This is a genomic window from Streptomyces sp. NPDC058812 (assembly GCF_042744565.1).
GTDB classification, from domain to species: domain Bacteria; phylum Actinomycetota; class Actinomycetes; order Streptomycetales; family Streptomycetaceae; genus Streptomyces; species Streptomyces thinghirensis.
In genome coordinates, this window is the sequence record NZ_JBHYOB010000001.1 from 178426 (window position 1) to 197618 (window position 19193).

Below are 19193 nucleotides of genomic sequence, written 5' to 3' on the forward strand. Positions count from 1 at the left end.
CGGAGTGGCCCGGACGCGCCCGGCGTTCCGTCAGATGTGGCCCACGCCCGCGCCGGCCTCCGCGTTCTCACCACGCTTGGTGAGGAACGCGACCAGCACGGCGACGGCCGCGACACCGGCGGCGACGAGCGAGGCCAGGCTCATGCCGGAGAGGAACGTGTCGTGCGCGACTTCCGTGACCTTCGCGGCCATCTGTTCCGGCATGCCCTCGGCCACCGGCGCCACGCCGACCTGGACCGCCTCGGAGGCCTGGCCCAGCTGCTCCGGCGGCAGCTCCGGAAGGCCGGCGTCCGCCCAGTTGCCGGCCAGGTCGCTGTCGACCTTGGACGCCATCACGGCACCCAGCACGGCCGTACCGAGGCTGCCGCCGATCTGCATCGCCGCCTGCTGGAGGCCGCCGGCGACGCCGGACAGCTCCATCGGCGCGTTGCCGACGATGACCTCGGTGGCGCCGACCATGACGGGCGCGAGGCCCAGGCCCAGCAGGGCGAACCAGAGCGACATGATGCCGCTGCCGGTGTCCTTCTCCAGCGTGGACATGCCGTACATGGCGAGCGCGGTGAACGCCATGCCGCCCGCGAGCGGGATGCGCGGGCCGACCTTCGTGATCATCGCTCCGGCGAGCGGCGAGCCGACGATCATCATGCCGGTGAGCGGCAGCAGGTGCAGGCCGGCGTCGATCGGGCTCATGCCGTGCACGTTCTGGAGGTAGAACGTCACGAAGAACAGGCCGCCCATGAAGGCGATCGCCATCATGACCATGAGAACGACACCCGCCGACAGCGGTACGGAGCGGAACAGCCCCAGCGGGATCAGCGGCTCCTTGACCTTCGTCTCCCAGAAGGCGAACAGCCCGAAGCCCGCGACGGACGCGACGAGGAACAGCCACGTCCTGCCGTCGCCCCAGCCCCACTCGGGGGCCTTGATGAGCGCCCAGACCAGGCAGAACATCGCCGCGGAGAGCAGTGCGATGCCCAGGACGTCGAAGGAGCGCGGTGCGTTCTCCGCGCGGTGGTCCAGCAGGATCATGACGCCGAGGACGACGGCGAGGACGCCCACCGGCACGTTGATGAAGAACACGGACTGCCAGTTGACGTGCTCGACCAGCACACCGCCGAGGATCGGGCCGCCCGCGGTGGAGGCGCCGATGACCATGCCCCAGATGCCGATGGCCATGTTGAGCTTCTCGGCCGGGAAGGTGGCCCGCAGCAGGCCGAGCGCGGCCGGCATCAGCAGGGCGCCGAACACGCCCTGGAGCACACGGAAGGCGACGACCAGCGGAATGGTGTCGGACAGGCCGATGGCACCGGAGGCGGCGGCGAAGCCGACCACTCCGATGAGGAAGGTCTGCCGGTGCCCGAACCGGTCACCGAGCTTGCCCGCCGTGATCAGGGAGACCGCGAGGGCGAGGAAGTAGGCGTTGGTGATCCACTGGACGTCGGCGAAGCTGGCCTTCAGGTCGACCTGGATCGCCGGGTTGGCGATGGCCACGATGGTGCCGTCGAGGGCCACCATCATGACCCCTACAGCAACGGTGATGAGGGTGAGCCACGGGTGGCCGCGCAGTCCGCTGGCCGGCGCCGGGCCCGACGGGCCGGACGACGCTCCCCCGCCCTCCGCCCCCGTCTTGTCGATGGTGGTCTGACTAGTCATACATTCGAGGCTAATGACAGCCACTGACAGTTGACAAACCATTTCACTAGTCGGTAACTGACACGACATCTCCCGATAGCCTGAACTGCGAAAACGAACGGCGAGGCAACACGCCCGCGCCGATCCGAGGAGCGAACCTTTGAACATGGCGGACACAGCCACCCCACCCGGCCTGCGCGAACGCAAGAAGCAGCGCACCCGGGACACGCTGCTGCGTTCCGCTCTCGAACTGTTCACCGAGCGCGGCTACGAGGAGACGACCGTCGACGACATCGCCGAGACGGCCGATGTCTCGCAGCGCACCTTCTTCCGCTACTTCGCCAGCAAGGAGGAGGCGGCCTTCTTCGTGTCGCGGCTCGCGGAGTCGCACTTCGTCGAGGCCGTACGCGGCCGACCGCCCGTCGAGGCACCGCTGGACGCGATGCGCCAAGCCCTCGTGACGAGCTGGGACACCATCGGCGAGTCCGTCGAGCAGCTGGTCCCGCTCGAACTGCACATGCGGTTCTACCGGGTGATCGAGTCGACGCCCGCGCTGCTGGCCGCGCATCTGCGGCGCGCGACGGAGCTGGAGGAGGAGATCGCGCGCGTCATCGCCGACCGCGAGGGTCTGGACGTGGACGCGGACCCGCGGCCCCGCGTGGTCGTGGCCGTGTTCGGAGCGGTGATGCGGGTGACCGAGCGGATCTGGTCGGCGCGGGAGGACGCCAGTCTCGCGGCGCTGCGCGACCTGACCTCCTCCTACCTCGATCAGGTGGAACCCGCCCTCACCGGGAACTGGCGGGGCGACCCCGGTTACGGACGGGCCGAACAGCCCGGACGAGCGGAACCAACCCCGTAGCACCCGGCCGAAACGTGATCCGCGTCACTGGATTCACGCGAGACCGTCCCGTTCTCCTAGTGTGTCCTCCCAGTGACTTCCTTCGACACCTCCCCGCAGCTGAACGTCTGGCGCGCGCTGCTCGCCCTGGCCGTGGTGTTCGTGATGCTGGCGACCACCGGCTGGACCGCCCTGCGCAACCAGCGGGACCCCACGGCCCTCGAGGCGTCGGTCTCGGCATGGGAGCACGGCCGGATCGACGGACGCCGGCTGCCGGACGCGCAGGCGGCCCCCTCCCGGCTGGCCCGCTTCTTCGCCTCGCTCACCGAATGGCAGCGCACGAGCCTGGCCCGGCGCTACCCGCTCGCCGTCGGCAACATGAACGGCGCCCCCGTCGAGCTGCGCTACCTCGCCAACCGCGCGGCGCTCCGCAAGGCGCGGGCCGTGGAGCGACTGCGCATGCACGACAAGCGCCTGTCCCTGTCCGGGCAGCGCGAGGCGGGCCGGCGGGCGCACGGCTACGACTCGCTGCTGAACCCCGACCGCCACATCCTCGCCTTCGACCCGGCGGGCTCGGGCAAGGTCGCCGAGGTGTTCGGGAACCTGAACCGCGCCGAGCGCGTGTCCGTCGTCGTGCCCGGCGTGGCCACCGAGCTGCTCACCTTCCAGCGCACCGACCGCAAGTACTCGGCGCCCGTCGGCATGGGCGAGTCGCTGTACACGGCCGAGCGCACGGCGAGCCCGGACACGCGTACGGCCGTGATCGCCTGGGCCGACTACACCTCCCCCAGCGGCCTCGGCCTGGAGGCGGCGACGGCGACGCGCGCCGAGCACGGGGCCGTGCGGCTGAACGCGCTGCTGCGCGCGCTGCCCGGCCGGTCCCCCGTCTCGCTGTTCTGCCACAGCTACGGCTCGGTGGTGTGCGGCCTCGCCGCCGACACGCTGCCCGGCCGGGTGACCGACATAGCGGTGGCCGGCAGCCCCGGCATGCGCGTCGAGAAGGTCACCGGCCTGCGCACCTCCGCCCGCGTGTGGGCGATGCGGGACGCCGACGACTGGATCCAGGACGTGCCCTACCTGGAGGTCGGCGGTCTCGGGCACGGCGCCGATCCGGTGTCCGCGGCGTTCGGGGCGCGGGTGCTGTCCGCGCGGGGCGCCGAGGGACACGGCGGCTACTTCGTACCGGGCACGGAGAGCCTGCGGAACTTCGCGCAGATCGGCGTTGGCGCATACCGCACACTGGCCTGCGCCGCGGAAGACGACACATGCCGGGCGGGTCTGTCCGCAACAGCGACGGCCGGACGCGCGTAGAGGCGCAGAAACTCCGGTTTGCACGAGGAGGGACGGAGGAGCTCGTGCCGCATACGATGAGCCGTATGGGTGACGTACTGGCCGGATTTCATGCCGCCTGGGAGTTCGAGTCCGACTCCGTGCTCATCCGCTACGAACGGGGGATTCGAACACCCAAGCTGTTCCAGGCGCTGGGGGAACGCCGTGTCCCTCTGGAGGCGATCGCCGGGGTGACGCTCACGCCCGGCAGGCGGGGCACCGTCGTGCTGCGCGTCGAGCCGCGCCCGGGCGCCGATCCGCTGATGGAGGCGGCGGCCGGACAGCTGAAGGAGGGCAGCGACCCGTACCGGCTGGTGCTGCCCGCCGAGCGGGAGACGCTCGCGGAGTACTACGCCGACGAGCTGCGGGGGCTGCTGAGCGAGTCCGGCAAGACCGAGCGGTACCTGGTCCCGGCGCCCGAGGCGCCGCTGCACTTCAAGGCGTACGACGGCAAGGCGTCCTTCGACGGGACGTCGGTGACGTTCCGGTGGTCGTGGACGGGCGCGTCGTCGGCGAAGTGGAAGGCCGGCGACCAGACCTTCCCGGTCGCCGGCCTGGGCGGGGTGGAGTGGCGGTCCCCCGAGGTGTTCGAGGGGTATCTGCGGCTGCTGCCGCGGGACGCCTCGGCGGTCGCTCCGCAGGCCGACCAGGACCCCGCTTCGGTGGTGTTCGGGCTCGGGTACGGGCCGGTGCACGAGTCACTGCCGTTCGCTGCGGCGGTGCTGGCGGCGGTGCGGGACCGCGGCCCGGCGGTGCCGGTTCCGGTGCCCGCTCCCCGGCGCGATCCCGCGGACATCGCCGAGCGGATCCGGCACCTCGGGGAGTTGCATCAGGCGGGGCTGGTGACGGACGAGGAGTTCTCCTCGAAGAAGGCGGAGTTGCTGGCGGAGCTGTGACTACTCACGTCCGGCGGACGTGAACGACATGTCCGCGTACCGGTCTCCCGCCACCTTGTCCGCGATCGGCTCCAGCAGGGACAGCTCCTGCTCGGTGAGGACGATCCGCGTCGCGCCCGCGTTCTCCGCCACCCGCGTCGGCTTCCGCGTGCCCGGGATCGGGATCACCGGCAGGTCGTGCACCCGCGCCTGCTGCTGGGCCCAGGCCAGGGCGATCTGGCCGAGGGTGGCGCCGTGGGCCTCGGCGACCGTGCGGACCGGGTCGAGCAGGGCCGCGTTGGCCGCCGCGTTGCCGCCGGTGAAGCGGGGCTGCTGCCGGCGGAAGTCACCGGCCGTGAGGTCCTGGTCGGCGTCGGCGAAGGCGCCCGTGAGGAAGCCCCGGCCGAGCGGCGAGTACGGGACGAGGGCCACGCCGAGTTCGCGGGCGGCCGGCACCACGCCCGCCTCGATGTCCCGGCTGAACAGCGACCACTCCGACTGCACGGCGGCGATCGGATGCACCGTCCGTGCGGCCCTCAGCTCGTCGCCCGTCACCTCGCTCAGCCCGAGGTGCTTCACCTTGCCCTCGCGGACCAGGTCCGCCATGACGGCGACGGTCTCCTCGATCGGCACGTTCACGTCGCGCCGGTGCATGTAGTAGAGGTCGATCACGTCGACGCCCAGGCGGCTCAGACTCGCCTCGACCGCCCGGCGGATGTACGGCGGGTCGTTGCGGATGATCCGCTTCGTCGGCTCGTCCGGCGGGATCGACAGGGCGAACTTGGTCGCGATGACGACCTCGTCGCGGTGGGCCTTGAAGAACGGCGACAGGAACCGCTCGTTCTCGCCCGCCCCGTACGCGTCGGCCGTGTCGTAGAGCGTGACGCCCAGTTCCAGCGCCCTCTCCAGGGTCGCCCGCGACGCGTCGGCGTCCGACGGGCCGTATCCGAAGCTCATGCCCATGCAGCCGAGGCCCTGGACGCCCACCTCCGGGCCGTCGTCACCGAGCCGCACCGTCGGGATCCTGCTGTCGGTCATCGGGTCCTCTCCCCTTCACGGGTGCGTCCGGCGTCCCCGTAGAAGCTGATCTTCCGGTCGAGTACGGCGAGGGTGTCCTGCAGCTCCGCCATCCGCGCCAGCACGTCGCGGCGCGTGGACTCCAGCAGTTCCCGCCGGTCGAGGTAGGTGCTCTCGCCCTCGCGCACCAGCTCCGCGTACCGGACCATGTCGGCGACCGGCATGCCGGTCAGGCGCAGTTTGCCGACGAAGTCGAGCCAGTCCAGGTCGCGGTTGCTGTAGCGGCGCTGCCCGGTGTGCGAGCGGTCGATGTGGGACATCAGGCCGATCCGCTCGTACCAGCGCAGCGTGTGGGCCGTCAGTCCGGTGAAGGCGACGACCTCGCTGATGGTGTAGTGGTCCTGCCCGTCGGGGCGCGGGTGGCGCCGGGGCGGGGCGGAGCAGATGTCTGTTCTGGTGGCGTTCGGCCCGAGGGTCCCGGCAGTGGTCTGCATCACCGTCATGCGCTCCACGCTATGGCCTTGGAGTGCACTCCAAGCAAGCGGCCACGGTGAGAAGGCGACGCGGTGAGCGGGCCGCCGCGGGAAATCCGCGGGACACGCGCTGCGGCCGGTCATTAGCGTGCCGGCATGAGTCTCGTACGGCGTGCCGTGGCCGAGGACGCGGAGGAAGTGCTCCGTCTGCGTCAGGTGATGATCGATTCGGTGAGTCCCGCCTCCCCCACCGGCTGGCAGGCCGCGTCCCTGCCCGCGCTGCGGGTCCGGCTGGCCGACCCGGACGGGGAGTTCGCGGCGTTCGTCGTCGACCACCCCGAGCGGCCGGAGGCGCTGGCGGCGCTGGTGGTGGGCACGCTGGAGTACCGGATCGGGGGGCCGAACAGACCCGGCGGGTTGCTCGGGTACGTCTTCAGCGTCGCCACCGACCCGGACGCCCGGCGGCGCGGGTATGCCCGCGCCTGCATGGACGAGCTGCTGGAGTGGTTCCGCGAGCGGGGCGCGGGGCACGTCATGCTCACCGCGTCCCCCGACGCTGAGCCCCTCTACGAGTCCCTCGGCTTCACACGCGACACGACCCCCTCCATGAGGCTCCACCTGTGAGCCTTAGGCTCGGTGGCATGTCCTTGAAGAGCCTCGCGTTGATCGAGAACTGGCCGGTCCCCGCCGCCGCGGCGGGTGCCGTACGAGCCGACGGCACGATCCTGGGAACCCACGGCCCGGTCGGGCAGCGGTTCCCCCTCGCCTCGGTCACCAAGCCGCTCGCGGCGTACGCGGCACTCGTCGCGTACGAAGAGGGTGCCGTCGAGCTGGACGAGCCCGCCGGTCCCGCCGGGTCGACGGTCCGTCACCTGCTCGCGCACACCTCGGGTCTGGCCTTCGACGAGCACCGGGTGACCGCCCCGCCCGGGGAGCGTCGGCTGTACTCCAACGCCGGTTTCGAGCAGCTCGGCGACCACATCGCGAAGGCGGCGGACATCCCGTTCGCCGAGTACGCGCGGCAGGCCGTGCTGGAGCCGCTGGGCATGACGGCCACCGCCCTCGACGGCTCCCCGGCGAAGGACGGGGTGTCCACGGTCGAGGACCTGCTGCGCTTCGCCGCCGAGGTGCAGGCGCCGCGGCTGCTGGACCCGCGCACGGTCGCCGAGGCGATGACGGTGCAGTACCCGGGGACGAAGGGCGTGCTGCCGGGCTACGGGCACCAGAACCCCAACGACTGGGGGCTGGGCTTCGAGATCCGCGACTCCAAGTCCCCGCACTGGACGGGCGCGTCGTCCTCTCCGCGCACCTTCGGGCACTTCGGACAGTCCGGTACGTTCCTGTGGATCGACCCCGATGCCCGGCTCGCCTGCGTGGCGCTCACCGACCGGGCGTTCGGCCCCTGGGCGGCCGAGGTGTGGCCGGCCTTCACGGACGCGGTGCTCGCCGAGGTCGCCGAGGTCTAGGACATCTCCCACACGAGCAGCTCGGCCGGCGTCACCGCCACCGCGTCCACGCCGTCGGCGTCCGTGACGCGGGCCGCGTCGCCCGGGCCCAGCTCCTCGCCGTCCAGGCGTACGTCGCCGCGCACGACGTGGACGTAGACGTACGCCCCGTCCGGCACCGCCGTCCGCTCCCCCGCCGCCAGGCGGCGCACGTGCAGCATCGCGCCCGCCTCGGGCACGGCGTACGGGGTGGAGTCGGCGATGCCGCGGACGATCTCGTAGGCGGGGTCGCCGCCGGGCTCGCGCGGGGCCAGCCACATCTGGACGAAGGTCAGGGGCGCGGCGCCGTCGTTGCGCTCGACGTGGCGGACGCCGCCCGCCGAGCTGAGGCGCTGCACGTCCCCGGCGCGGACGGTCGTCTCGTGGCCCGCGGTGTCGCGGTGGGTCAGTTCGCCCTCGGCCACCCACGTGACGATCTCGGTGTGGCTGTGCGGGTGCTCGTCGAAGCCGGCGCCGGGCGCGAGGCGCTCCTCGTTGCAGGCGATCAGCGCCCCGAAGCGCAGGTTGCCGGGGTCGTAGTGGGGTCCGAAGGAGAAGGCGTGCCGCGACTCGATGCCGGCCGCCGCGTCGCCTCCGGGGTAGCGCTCGTCGGCGCGCCGTACGTCCATCACGTCGTCCACCGTAGACCCGGCGACACGCTCACCCGTCCCGATGAGGCAGTCTTGTCCACGTGCCCGAACCCGAAACAAGCATGCCCGAGCCCGGGGCGCACGCCGTCCACCCGCACACCGCGACCCTGAAGCGGCTGGAGCAGTCCTCCGGGTCGCTTGCCGCGCAGGCCATCGCGCGGATGGACGAGACGCTGCCGTGGTACCGGGCCATGCCACCGGAGAACCGCTCCTGGATCGGGCTGGTGGCCCAGGCGGGCATCGCCGCCTTCACCGAGTGGTTCCGGCGCCCGGACGCCCCGCAGGCCATCTCCACCGACGTCTTCGGCACCGCGCCGCGCGAGCTGACCCGGGCGATCACGCTGCGGCAGACCGTCGAGATGGTGCGGACCACGATCGAGGTCATGGAGTCCGCGATCGACGAGGTCGCCGCTCCCGGCGACGAGTCGGTGCTGCGCGAGGCACTGCTCGTGTACGCCCGGGAGATCGCGTTCGCCACCGCCCAGGTGTACGCGCAGGCCGCCGAGGCACGCGGTGCCTGGGACGCGCGGCTGGAGTCCCTGGTCGTGAACGCCGTGCTCAGCGGGGAGGCCGACGAGGGGGCCGTGTCCCGCGCCGCCGCCCTGGGCTGGAACTCGCCCGAGCACGTGTGCGTGGTGCTGGGCACCGCTCCCGACGGTGACTCCGAGCTGACCGTGGAGGCCATCCGGCGCGCGGCCCGGCACGCCAAGCTCCAGGTGCTGACCGGGGTGCTCGGGAACCGGCTGGTGGTGATCGCGGGTGGCAGCGACAACCCGCTGGCGGTCGCGAAGTCGCTGATCGGGCCGTTCGCGCAGGGCGCCGTGGTGGCCGGGCCGGTGGTGCCGGACCTGCTGGCCGCGACCCGGTCCGCACAGGCCGCCGCGGCCGGGCTCAAGGCGTGCACCGCCTGGCCGGACGCGCCGCGCCCGGTGCTGGCGGACGATCTGCTGCCGGAGCGCGCGATCGCCTCCGACCCCTCGGCCCGCGTGCAGCTGGTGGAGGAGATCTACAGACCACTGGAGGAGGCCGGGGCCGCGCTGCTGGAGACGCTCAGCGTCTATCTCGAACAGGCGAGCAGTCTCGAGGGCGCCGCCCGGATGCTCTTCGTTCACCCGAACACCGTGCGCTACCGGCTCCGACGTGTGACTGACGTCACCGGATGGTCACCCTCTGATGTACGGTCTGCGTTCACACTGCGGATCGCGCTCATCCTGGGGCGTCTGGCCGATGGAGATCAGCAACTCTAAGCTTTTGTCGAGGGCCCACAAAACCCCCTCGTGTTCTTCGTCCCTGTCCCCACGGGCGGCCGTGGCCGTCCTCAAGAGAGAGTGTGAGAGTGCTCGTACTCGTCGCTCCCGGCCAGGGTGCCCAGACGCCCGGCTTCCTGACTGACTGGCTCGCCCTTCCCGGTGCCGCGGACCGCGTCGCCGCGTGGTCCGACGCCATTGGACTCGATCTCGCCCACTTCGGCACGAAGGCCGACGCGGACGAGATCCGTGACACCTCCGTGGCGCAGCCGCTGCTCGTGGCCGCCGGGCTCCTCTCCGCCGCGGCACTCGGTGACATCTCTGAGATCGCGCCGGGCGCGGTCGCGGGCCACAGTGTCGGCGAGATCACCGCCGCCGCGTTCGCGGGCGTCCTCGACGACTCCGCCGCGCTGACCCTCGTACGCCGTCGGGGCCTGGCCATGGCCGAGGCCGCCGCGGTCACCGAGACCGGGATGTCGGCGCTGCTCGGCGGCGACCCCGAGGTGAGCGTGGCGCATCTGGAGAAGCTCGGCCTGACCCCGGCGAACGTGAACGGCGCCGGTCAGATCGTGGCGGCCGGCACCATGGAACAGCTGGCCGCGCTGAACGACGACAAGCCCGAGGGCGTGCGCAAGGTCGTCCCGCTGAAGGTGGCCGGCGCGTTCCACACGCACCACATGGCGCCCGCGGTGGACAAGCTCGCCGAGGCCGCGAAGGCCCTCACGCCGGCCGACCCGAAGGTGACGTACGTCTCCAACAAGGACGGGCGGGCCGTCGCCACCGGCGCCGAGGTGCTGGAGCGCCTCGTCGGCCAGGTCGCCAACCCGGTCCGCTGGGACCGGTGCATGGAGACGTTCCAGGAGCTGGGCGTCACCGCGCTGATCGAGGTGTGCCCGGGCGGCACGCTGACCGGGCTGGCCAAACGCGCGCTGCCGGGCGTGAAGACGCTGGCCCTGAAGACCCCCGCCGACCTCGACGCGGCCCGCGAGCTCGTCGCCGAGCACGGCCAGCAGGCCTGACAAGGAGCGCGAGAGCATGTCGAAGATCAAGCCCAGCAAGGGCGCCCCGTACGCGCGCATCCTCGGCGTCGGCGGTTACCGCCCGACCCGGGTCGTGCCGAACGAGGTGATCCTCGAGAAGATCGACTCGTCCGACGAGTGGATCCGCTCGCGCTCCGGCATCGAGACGCGGCACTGGGCGTCGCCCGAGGAGACCGTCGCGGCGATGTCGATCGAGGCCTCCGGCAAGGCCATCGCGGACGCCGGGATCGACACCGGGCAGATCGGCGCCGTGGTCGTCTCGACCGTGTCGCACTTCAGCCAGACCCCGGCCATCGCCACCGAGATCGCCGACAAGCTCGGCACGAACAAGGCCGCGGCCTTCGACATCTCGGCGGGCTGCGCGGGCTTCGGATACGGCCTGACCCTGGCCAAGGGCATGATCGTCGAGGGCTCGGCGGAGTACGTCCTGGTCATCGGCGTGGAGCGGCTCTCCGACCTGACCGACCTGGAGGACCGGGCCACGGCCTTCCTGTTCGGCGACGGCGCCGGCGCGGTCGTGGTCGGCCCGTCCCGGGAGCCGGCGATCGGCCCGACCGTCTGGGGCTCGGAGGGCGACAAGTCCGAGACGATCAAGCAGACGGTGCCGTGGGACCGCTTCCGGATCGGCGACGTCTCCGAGCTGCCCCTCGACTCCGAGGGCAACGTCAAGTTTCCTGCGATCACGCAGGAGGGCCAGGCGGTGTTCCGCTGGGCCGTGTTCGAGATGGCGAAGGTCGCCCAGCAGGCGCTGGACGCGGCCGGGATCAGCCCGGACGACCTGGACGTCTTCATCCCGCACCAGGCCAACGTGCGGATCATCGACTCGATGGTGAAGACACTGAAGCTGCCGGAGCACGTCATGGTCGCCCGTGACATCCGCACCACCGGCAACACCTCGGCCGCCTCGATTCCGCTCGCGATGGAGCGGCTCCTGGCGACCGGCGAGGCCAAGAGCGGCGACACCGCGCTCGTCATCGGCTTCGGGGCGGGTCTCGTCTACGCCGCGACGGTCGTTACCCTCCCCTAGGCACTCCGTGCCGGATCACGTGGTCCGGAACGGAGACCAGCAACACCTGCCGCTGACGCGGCGGGCCGCCACACCCTCTGAAAACAACGAAGGAGCGCCATCATGGCCGCCACTCAGGAAGAGATCGTCGCCGGTCTCGCCGAGATCGTGAACGAGATCGCCGGCATCCCGGTTGAGGACGTCCAGCTGGACAAGTCCTTCACCGACGACCTGGACGTCGACTCGCTGTCCATGGTCGAGGTCGTCGTCGCCGCCGAAGAGCGCTTCGACGTCAAGATCCCGGACGAGGACGTCAAGAACCTCAAGACGGTCGGCGACGCGACCGAGTACATCCTCAAGCACCAGAGCTGATCACCCGATCACTGCCTCTGGGCTGACTGCCCCGCCACCCGGCGGTGGCGCCGTACGAATCCGTATCCCGTTGGAGAAAGAATTCCCGTGAGCTCGACCAATCGCACCGTGGTCGTCACCGGTATCGGCGCAACCACACCGCTGGGTGGCGACGCAGCCTCTACCTGGGAAGGCCTGGTCGCCGGCAAGTCCGGCGTCAAGCCCCTGGAGCAGGAGTGGGCCGCCGACCAGGCCGTCCGCATCGCCGCACCGGTCGCCGTGGACCCCTCCGAGGTCATCCCGCGGCCCCAGGCCCGCCGTCTGGACCGTTCGGCCCAGTTCGCGCTGATCGCCGCGCAGGAGGCCTGGAAGGACGCCGGTTTCACCGGCAAGGCCGGCGAGGCTGCCGAGGGCGGCAGCGTCGACCCCGACCGGCTCGGCGCGGTCATCGCCTCCGGCATCGGCGGCGTGACGACCCTGCTCGACCAGTACGACGTGCTCAAGGAGAAGGGCGTCCGCCGCGTCTCCCCGCACACCGTCCCCATGCTGATGCCGAACGGCCCGTCGGCCAACGTGGGCCTCGCCGTGGGCGCCCGGGCGGGCGTGCACACGCCGGTCTCCGCCTGCGCGTCGGGCGCCGAGGCCATCGGCTACGCCATCGAGATGATCCGCACCGGCCGCGCCGACGTCGTCGTCGCGGGTGGCACGGAGGCGGCGATCCACCCGCTGCCCATCGCCGCGTTCGGCAACATGATGGCGATGTCCAAGAACAACGACGACCCGCAGGGCGCCTCCCGCCCCTTCGACACGGGCCGCGACGGCTTCGTCCTCGGTGAGGGCGCCGGCGTCCTCGTCCTGGAGTCCGCCGAGCACGCCGCGGCACGCGGTGCCCGCGTCTACGCGGAGGCGGTCGGCCAGGGCATCTCCGCCGACAGCCACGACATCGTGCAGCCGGAGCCGGAGGGCCGCGGCATCTCGCACGCCCTGCAGCACCTGCTGGACAACACCGACCTCGACCCGGCCGAGATCGTGCACGTCAACGCGCACGCCACCTCGACGCCGGCCGGGGACATCGCCGAGCTGAAGGCCCTGCGCAAGGTCCTCGGGGACGACGTCGACCACATGGCGGTCTCCGGCACCAAGTCGATGACCGGCCACCTCCTCGGTGGCGCGGGCGGCGTGGAGTCCGTCGCGACGGTGCTCGCCCTGTACCACCGGGTGGCGCCGCCGACCATCAACGTCGAGAACCTCGACCCCGAGGCCGAGGCCGCCGCGGACATCGTCCGTGGTGAGGCCCGGAAGCTGCCCGTCGAGGGCCGGATCGCCGCGCTGAACGACTCGTTCGGTTTCGGCGGCCACAACGTGGTGCTGGCGTTCCGGACGGTCTGAGTCACAGCCGTACGTACGTGAAGGGCCCCCACCGGACGGTGGGGGCCCTTCACGCGTCGGAGCGGCGGATGCCGGCGGGGAGGTCGGGGGAGGTCAGACCACCTGGTGCAGCCAGCGGACCGGGGCGCCCTCGCCCGCGTAGCGGAAGGGTTCGAGTTCGTCGTCCCAGGGCTTGCCGAGGAGCCCCGCGATGTCGGACTCCAGGTCGGTCTCGCCGCGCCGGGAGCGGACCAGGGCGGCGCGCAGCCGGTCCTCGGGGATGAGGATGTCGCCGTGGATGCCGGTGACGGCGTGGAAGATGCCGAGGTCGGGGGTGCAGCTGTAGCGCTCGCCCTCGGCGTTCGCGGACGGCTCCGCGGTGACCTCGAAGCGCAGCAGTTGCCAGCCGCGCAGTGCGGAGGCGAGCTTGGAGGCGGTGCCGGCCTGGCCCTGCCAGGAGAACTCCGAGCGCCAGGTGCCGGGCGCGGCGGGCTGCCGGATCCAGTCCAGGCCGACGCGCGTGCCGAGCACCCCGGCGATGGCCCACTCGACGTGCGGGCAGAGCGCGCGCGGCGCGGAGTGCACGTACAGAACTCCACGTGTCGTCACCGGAACCTCCGGGCTGAGCGGGACATCTCGGAACGGGCGGAACGGTCGCGGCCGGGCGGGCCACGTTGATGGCGAGGCTACCGTGCGACGGAGCAAGGAGTGTGACGTACCGTCGGTCCCGGTGCCGACAAACCTCCGCCATTCACCCGGCAGGACGCTTGTACGGGTGTGAGCCGTTGCATCTCCGCCCTCGGGAACCCTGGCGCGGTGTCATGGGTTGAGGACGTTGGAGGCACGAGGCGAGGGGTGGGACCGGTATGGGTCAGCGGACGGGCCGGCGGACGCCTGTCGAGGTTCGACGTTCGCGGGTCGGCCGTAGCCGTTCGCGGGTCGGTCGTCGCCGTTCGCGTGCCGCACTCGCCGTTCTGACCGCCGCCGTCCTGGGCGTGACCGGCTGCGACGCCGTCGGCGGCGACTCGCCGGGCCCGTCCGGCTCCGCGTCGAAGCGGCCGAAGGCCGCCCCTGCCTGGGACACCAGCCCCGAGTCGGTCGCCGCCGTGGGCGACTCCATCACGCGCGGCTTCGACGCCTGTACGGTCCTGTCGGACTGCCCGGAGGTCTCGTGGGCGACCGGTGGCAGCGCCGAGGTCGACAGTCTCGCCGTACGGCTGCTGGGGAAGGCGGAAGCGGCCGAGCGGAGCTGGAACTACGCGGTCACCGGAGCCCGGATGGCCGACCTGACCGGGCAGGTGACCCGGGCGGCGGCGCGAAAGCCGGAGCTGGTCGCGGTGATGGTCGGGGCGAACGACGCCTGCCGGGCCACGACCTCGGCGATGACGTCGGTGGCCGACTTCCGGGACCGGTTCGAGGAGGCCATGGACACGTTGCGTAGGAAGCTGCCCAAGGCGCAGGTGTACGTGGCGAGCATCCCTGATCTGAAGCGGCTCTGGTCGCAGGGGCGTACCAACCCGCTGGGCAAGCAGGTGTGGAAGCTGGGCATCTGCCCGTCGATGCTGGCCGACGCGGACTCCCTGGAGCCGGCGGCGACGCTGCGGCGGAACACCGTGCGGGACCGGGTGGAGGACTACAACGAGGTGCTGCGGGAGGTCTGCGCGAAGGACCGGCTGTGCCGCACCGACGGCGGCGCGGTGCACGAGTACCGCTTCGGGACCGGCCAGTTGAGCCGCTGGGACTGGTTCCACCCGAGTGTGGACGGCCAGGCCCGGCTGGCCGAGATCGCGTACCGCGCGGTCACCGCGAAGAAGCCCTGACCCGTCCTGACCTGGCGTGTCCTAGAGTTCCGCACATGAACGAACTCTTCGGCACACTTTCCGACGGCACTCCCGTCCACCGCTGGACCCTGGAGCGGGCCGGCGTACGGGTACGGGTCCTGTCGTACGGCGGGATCGTGCAGTCGGCCGAGGTCCCGGACCGGGACGGGAACACCGCCGACGTGGTGCTGGGGTTCGCGGACCTGGACGGCTATGTGACGCACCCGGAGCCCTACTTCGGCGCGCTCGTGGGGCGGTACGCCAACCGGATCGCGGGCGGCCGTTTCCAGCTGGACGGGCGGACGTACGCGTCGGCGCTCAACAACGGGCCGAACTCGCTGCACGGCGGCGAGCGCGGCTTCGACAAGCGCGTGTGGGACGCGGCGCCGGCCGGGGACGGTGCGCACGGTGTCCGGCTCAGCCGCGTCAGCCCGCACGGCGAGGAGGGGTTCCCGGGCCGGCTGGAGATCTCGGCGACGTACACGCTGGACGAGTCGGGTGCGCTGCGGATCGCGTACGAGGCGGTCACGGACGCGCCGACCGTGCTGAACCCGACGAACCACAGCTACTTCAACCTGGGCGGGTCGGGCTCCGGGCACGCGGGCGGCCATGAACTGCGGCTCGCCGCCTCCCGGATCACGCCGGTCGACGCCGACCTGATCCCGACGGGCGCCACGGAGGACGTGGCGGACACGCGCTTCGACTTCCGGCGGGCGCGCAAGGTCGGTTCCGGCTACGACCACAACTTCGTCCTCGACAAGGGCGTGACGGACACCGCCGTGGAGGTCGCCGAGCTGTACGACGCGGCGTCGGGGCGGGTGCTGACGGTGGCGACGACCGAGCCCGGCCTCCAGCTGTACACCGCCGACCACCTGGGCGAGCCGTTCGCACCCGGGGACGGCATCGCGCTGGAGACGCAGCACTTCCCGGACTCGCCGAACCGGCCGGAGTTCCCGAGCACGGTGCTGCGGCCGGGCGAGGTCTTCCGCTCGGCGACGGTGTACGGCTTCTCGGTGCGGTAGCCCGTGCGGTGCCCCCCGGTACTGAGCCCCGGCCCGGATGTCAGGTCCCGGGCCGGGGCTGTTCGTGGGGGCACGCCGTGAGCGGTCCCGAGTCAGACGGTAATCGCCCCGGTGACCCGGTGGCCCACGATCGGGCGTCCGGTCCCCGGTTCGTACGAACCCTTCACAAACGACCAAGCGGGTCGCCAGGCGCCGGTCGCCACGCGCCATGGCGCACGCCCCTTCCGTCACGGGATACTGCCGCCGTTCCACAGCGCACCCCACGGCGACGGAAGGACCTGGACTCCCTTGACACACATACGCGTTCGGATCGGCGTACTCGGACTGGCCCTGGTGGCGGGGCTCGCGGCCCCGGCGACGGCCACGGCGGCGCCCCCGGCCACCGTCTCCGCACCGACCGTGGAGGAGCGGCGGCTCGACGGGGACGTGCCCCAGGAGATCCTGCGGCGCTCCGGATTCGCCTCGGCGGCACCGGCGTTCGCCCGTGGGCTCGGACGGGCGGACTCCTACCGCGAGGCCCGCCGCATCGTCGCGCGCGAGGGCTCGGCGCTGTGGCGGCGGGCCGTGGACCGGGTGCAGGGCCGGGGCCCGGCCAGCGGGGACCTCAGCCGGGACGACGACCGGCCGCTGTACTGGGCGCGGCTCGGGATGACGCGGGAACTGCGTACCTGGGAGCCGGGGTTCGGGCTGACCGGGCGGCAGCGGGCCGCGCTGCTCGGGGAACTGGAGCACGCCTCGCGCGGCCAGAGCGACATCCGCCTGCCGCACGACAGGCACGGCAAGGACGGCGAGGACGGCAAGGGCATGAAGCGGGTGCTGCTCACCGGCTTCGACCCCTTCACCCTGGACCGCGACATCCGGATCTCCAACCCGTCCGGCGCCGCCGCGCTCGCCCTGGACGGCACGGTGATCGACACACCGGACGGACCCGCCCGGGTGGAGACGGCCGTGTTCCCGGTGCGCTGGCGGGACTTCACGGACGAGGCGGTGGAGCGCGCCCTGCGGCCGCACCTGCCGAAGGTGGATCTGTTCACGACCGTGAGCCAGGGCCGGGTCGGGCGGTTCGACGTGGAGCGGACCAACGGGGCCTGGCGGGGCGGCTTCCCCGACAACGAGAACGTCTCCCGCACCGAGACGGTGCCCGTCGCCGACCCGGCCTCGCAGCCGCAGTGGACGACGACCACACTGCCGTACGGGGCGATCACGGCCGCGGACACCGGGCGCTTCCCCGTGTACGACAACACGAGCGTGACCGAGATCCCGGCCGGCGCCGCCGAGCCGGTCGTACGGCCGGACGGGCCCACGCCCGGTTCGACGGCCCGCGCCGGGGGCGGCGGGGACTACCTCTCCAACGAGATCGCCTACCGGGCGACCCTGCTGCGGGACCGGCTCGGGCTGGGCGCCACCCTGCCGGGCGGGCACGTCCACACGCCGGTGCTGCGGTTCGGGGCCGGGAACACCGATCCGGCGACCGGGGCGGTCACCGATCCCGCGTTCGTGCGGAACCGGCTGGACATCGTGGCGCAGGTGCGGGCGATCGTGGCCGTGGCGGTCAGTGCGCCGGAGCCGGACCGGAGCTGACCGCCGGGTCGGCAAAGCCGCCGTCGGAGCGCTCGTCGCCGCCGTCACGGGTCTCCTCGCCCAGCAGTTCACGGGCGAGGAGCGTGGCGCCGGCGACCGCGCCCGGCATCAGGAACACCGCGACGAACGGCACCAGGAAGGACACGCTCAGCGGGGTGCCGAAGCCCCAGACCAGCATCTTGCGGGAGCGCAGGAGGGCGAGGCGGTCGCGCAGTTCGACCCCGCGGCGCTGGAGGGCGACGGAGGCCAGCTCCTCGGTGAGGAAGAAGCCGGTGACGAAGAAGCCGACCACCGGGACCACCGTCTGCCCGACGACCGGGATGAAGCCGAGGGCGAAGAGCAGGACGCCCCAGACGGCGGCGCGGAGGAGGATCCGGAGGCTGTCGCGGCCGGAGATCCACAGCTCGCGCCAGAGCGGCAGGTCCGACTCGGGGGTGGTGCCGTCCGGGGAGACGTCGCGGTCGACCCGCTCGGAGAGGCTCTCGTAGAAGGGCTGGCCGACCAGCAGCGTCACCGCGGTGAAGGTGAGGACGGCCAGGAGCAGGGCGAGGGCGAACAGGACGGCGGTGAGGAAGCCGCGGAAGAGGCCGGACCAGGGGCTCGACCAGTCGTCGGCGAAGGGGGTCGCCCAGGCGACGAAGTCCGTGCCCCACATCGCCAGCCCGATCAGCGCCGCCGCGTACAGCACCAGTGTGATCAGGCCCGGGAGGAGCCCGAAGCCGTAGCTCCTGCCGTGCCGGGCCACCCAGCGCTGGCCCTTCAGGAGATGGCCGAATCCCGTCCCAAGATCGCGCATGGGCGGAACTCTACCGGTCGGCACCGACACCACCGCGCCCCGACGGAGCCGCGATCGGGTCGAACGCGCTCATCGCGCCGTACCGAACGGCGAACGGCCTCGCAGAGGTCCGCCGAGTCGGTGAGGAGAAGCGGATGGCGCAGAAGATCCACGGCACCGTCGCCGACGGCTTCGAGGCGGTGCGTGAGGAGTTCGCGGCGGTCGTGGCCGGTGAACGGCCGGAGTACGAGGGTCAGCTGTGCGCCCACGTCCACGGTCGCCCCGCACCACCTGGACTTCCACCTGGGTCTGCCGGCCTCGCTCGACCACCGCTTCCGCACCGCGCAGGCGATGATCCGCACCCCGGCGCGGCAGGTGGTGCCGGGCCCGCTCCCGGACGGCCCGCACACCCTCGCCGCGCTCGCCTTCAACCGCGACGCGGCGCACCCCACCGACCTGGAGGCCCTGCCCAACGAGCCGGTCGTGCGCGCCCGGGGCCCGGCCTCCGTGGGTGGCGTGGCCTCGGCGCGCGGGCTGGCCGGGCTGTACGCGGCGGCGGTCGGCGAACTGGACGGCAAGGCGCCGTTGCGCCTACCCGGGCGGGGCGGCGCCGGAGAACGGGCGGCTGGTGGCGGGGGTGCACGGTGCGACGCTCGCGGGTGAGCGCCGCACCGCATGAGACCGG

The 19193-nt window shown here is 72.2% G+C and carries 20 protein-coding genes; 14 read left to right on the forward strand and 6 right to left on the reverse strand.

All coding sequences use genetic code 11. The features are described 5' to 3' along the window. Nucleotides 1–30: 30 nt before the first annotated feature. Nucleotides 31–1653, reverse strand: a complete 1623-nt coding sequence (locus tag ACFW48_RS00895) for an MFS transporter (protein WP_386309130.1) — start codon at nucleotides 1651–1653, stop codon at nucleotides 31–33. A gap of 145 nt (nucleotides 1654–1798) precedes the next feature. Between ACFW48_RS00895 and ACFW48_RS00900 the strand changes: the two genes are divergently transcribed. The 3 genes from ACFW48_RS00900 (at nucleotide 1799) to ACFW48_RS00910 (ending at nucleotide 4695) form a co-directional block, all read left to right on the forward strand. Beyond that, nucleotides 1799–2491 (forward strand): TetR family transcriptional regulator, encoded by a 693-nt coding sequence (locus ACFW48_RS00900; protein WP_386309132.1) that lies wholly within the window; start codon nucleotides 1799–1801, stop codon nucleotides 2489–2491. Nucleotides 2492–2563: 72 nt separating this feature from the next. Next, on the forward strand, nucleotides 2564–3781 hold the full coding sequence (locus ACFW48_RS00905; RefSeq protein WP_386309134.1) for an alpha/beta hydrolase: 1218 nt from the start codon (nucleotides 2564–2566) through the stop codon (nucleotides 3779–3781). 65 nt (nucleotides 3782–3846) lie between these two features. After that, nucleotides 3847–4695, forward strand: coding sequence for a DUF4429 domain-containing protein (locus ACFW48_RS00910; protein ID WP_386309136.1), 849 nt, complete (start codon nucleotides 3847–3849; stop codon nucleotides 4693–4695). Here ACFW48_RS00910 and ACFW48_RS00915 read toward each other — a convergent pair whose 3' ends face one another. Together ACFW48_RS00915 and ACFW48_RS00920 are read right to left on the reverse strand one after the other, a co-directional pair. Beyond that, nucleotides 4696–5712, reverse strand: a complete 1017-nt coding sequence (locus tag ACFW48_RS00915; protein ID WP_386309137.1) for an aldo/keto reductase — start codon at nucleotides 5710–5712, stop codon at nucleotides 4696–4698. It lies immediately after the preceding gene. Beyond that, on the reverse strand, nucleotides 5709–6194 hold the full coding sequence (locus ACFW48_RS00920) for a MerR family transcriptional regulator (RefSeq protein WP_386309139.1): 486 nt from the start codon (nucleotides 6192–6194) through the stop codon (nucleotides 5709–5711). Before ACFW48_RS00920 ends, ACFW48_RS00915 begins: the two co-directional genes overlap by 4 nt. A gap of 126 nt (nucleotides 6195–6320) precedes the next feature. Between ACFW48_RS00920 and ACFW48_RS00925 the strand changes: the two genes are divergently transcribed. Beyond that, nucleotides 6321–6788, forward strand: a complete 468-nt coding sequence (locus ACFW48_RS00925; RefSeq protein ID WP_386309141.1) for a GNAT family N-acetyltransferase — start codon at nucleotides 6321–6323, stop codon at nucleotides 6786–6788. 17 nt (nucleotides 6789–6805) lie between these two features. Next, the gene (locus ACFW48_RS00930) at nucleotides 6806–7630 is read left to right on the forward strand and encodes a serine hydrolase domain-containing protein (RefSeq protein WP_386309144.1); all 825 of its coding nucleotides are present in this window, start codon (nucleotides 6806–6808) and stop codon (nucleotides 7628–7630) included. On the opposite strand, the gene ACFW48_RS00935 is transcribed toward ACFW48_RS00930, so the two are convergent. Next, entirely contained in the window at nucleotides 7627–8277 is a 651-nt protein-coding gene (locus ACFW48_RS00935) for a pirin family protein (protein ID WP_386310224.1), read from the reverse strand. The genes ACFW48_RS00930 and ACFW48_RS00935 overlap by 4 nt on opposite strands. Before the next feature lie 62 nt (nucleotides 8278–8339). On the opposite strand from ACFW48_RS00935, the gene fasR reads away from it, so the two are divergent. From fasR to ACFW48_RS00960, 5 genes are all read left to right on the forward strand, one after another. Next, nucleotides 8340–9545 (forward strand): fatty acid biosynthesis transcriptional regulator FasR, encoded by a 1206-nt coding sequence (fasR, locus tag ACFW48_RS00940; protein ID WP_386309146.1) that lies wholly within the window; start codon nucleotides 8340–8342, stop codon nucleotides 9543–9545. Between the two features lie 89 nt (nucleotides 9546–9634). Further along, nucleotides 9635–10564, forward strand: a complete 930-nt coding sequence (locus ACFW48_RS00945; RefSeq protein WP_386309148.1) for an ACP S-malonyltransferase — start codon at nucleotides 9635–9637, stop codon at nucleotides 10562–10564. Between the two features lie 16 nt (nucleotides 10565–10580). Beyond that, a complete protein-coding gene (locus tag ACFW48_RS00950) occupies nucleotides 10581–11612 on the forward strand; it encodes a ketoacyl-ACP synthase III (RefSeq protein ID WP_386309151.1) in 1032 nt (343 codons plus the stop codon). Nucleotides 11613–11714: 102 nt separating this feature from the next. Then, nucleotides 11715–11963, forward strand: a complete 249-nt coding sequence (locus tag ACFW48_RS00955; protein WP_055416733.1) for an acyl carrier protein — start codon at nucleotides 11715–11717, stop codon at nucleotides 11961–11963. A gap of 87 nt (nucleotides 11964–12050) precedes the next feature. Further along, the gene (locus ACFW48_RS00960) at nucleotides 12051–13331 is read left to right on the forward strand and encodes a beta-ketoacyl-[acyl-carrier-protein] synthase family protein (protein WP_386309153.1); all 1281 of its coding nucleotides are present in this window, start codon (nucleotides 12051–12053) and stop codon (nucleotides 13329–13331) included. Nucleotides 13332–13424: 93 nt separating this feature from the next. On the opposite strand, the gene ACFW48_RS00965 is transcribed toward ACFW48_RS00960, so the two are convergent. Continuing rightward, nucleotides 13425–13919, reverse strand: a complete 495-nt coding sequence (locus tag ACFW48_RS00965) for a DUF3145 domain-containing protein (RefSeq protein ID WP_386309155.1) — start codon at nucleotides 13917–13919, stop codon at nucleotides 13425–13427. Nucleotides 13920–14305: 386 nt separating this feature from the next. Here ACFW48_RS00965 and ACFW48_RS00970 point away from each other — a divergent pair, with 386 nt between their 5' ends. From ACFW48_RS00970 to ACFW48_RS00980, 3 genes are all read left to right on the forward strand, one after another. Next, nucleotides 14306–15130 (forward strand): SGNH/GDSL hydrolase family protein, encoded by an 825-nt coding sequence (locus ACFW48_RS00970; RefSeq protein WP_386309157.1) that lies wholly within the window; start codon nucleotides 14306–14308, stop codon nucleotides 15128–15130. Nucleotides 15131–15165: 35 nt separating this feature from the next. Next, nucleotides 15166–16152 (forward strand): aldose epimerase family protein, encoded by a 987-nt coding sequence (locus tag ACFW48_RS00975; protein WP_386309160.1) that lies wholly within the window; start codon nucleotides 15166–15168, stop codon nucleotides 16150–16152. 288 nt (nucleotides 16153–16440) lie between these two features. Next, entirely contained in the window at nucleotides 16441–17733 is a 1293-nt protein-coding gene (locus ACFW48_RS00980) for a pyroglutamyl peptidase (protein WP_386309162.1), read from the forward strand. On the opposite strand, the gene ACFW48_RS00985 is transcribed toward ACFW48_RS00980, so the two are convergent. Continuing rightward, complete coding sequence (locus ACFW48_RS00985) at nucleotides 17705–18529, reverse strand: EI24 domain-containing protein (protein ID WP_386309164.1); 825 nt, start codon at nucleotides 18527–18529, stop codon at nucleotides 17705–17707. The two genes, ACFW48_RS00980 and ACFW48_RS00985, sit on opposite strands and share 29 nt — an antisense overlap. Before the next feature lie 210 nt (nucleotides 18530–18739). On the opposite strand from ACFW48_RS00985, the gene ACFW48_RS00990 reads away from it, so the two are divergent. After that, nucleotides 18740–19171 carry a hypothetical protein gene (locus ACFW48_RS00990; RefSeq protein ID WP_386309167.1) on the forward strand — a complete coding sequence of 144 codons (432 nt, stop codon included), beginning with the start codon at nucleotides 18740–18742 and terminating at the stop codon, nucleotides 19169–19171. Nucleotides 19172–19193: the final 22 nt, after the last annotated feature.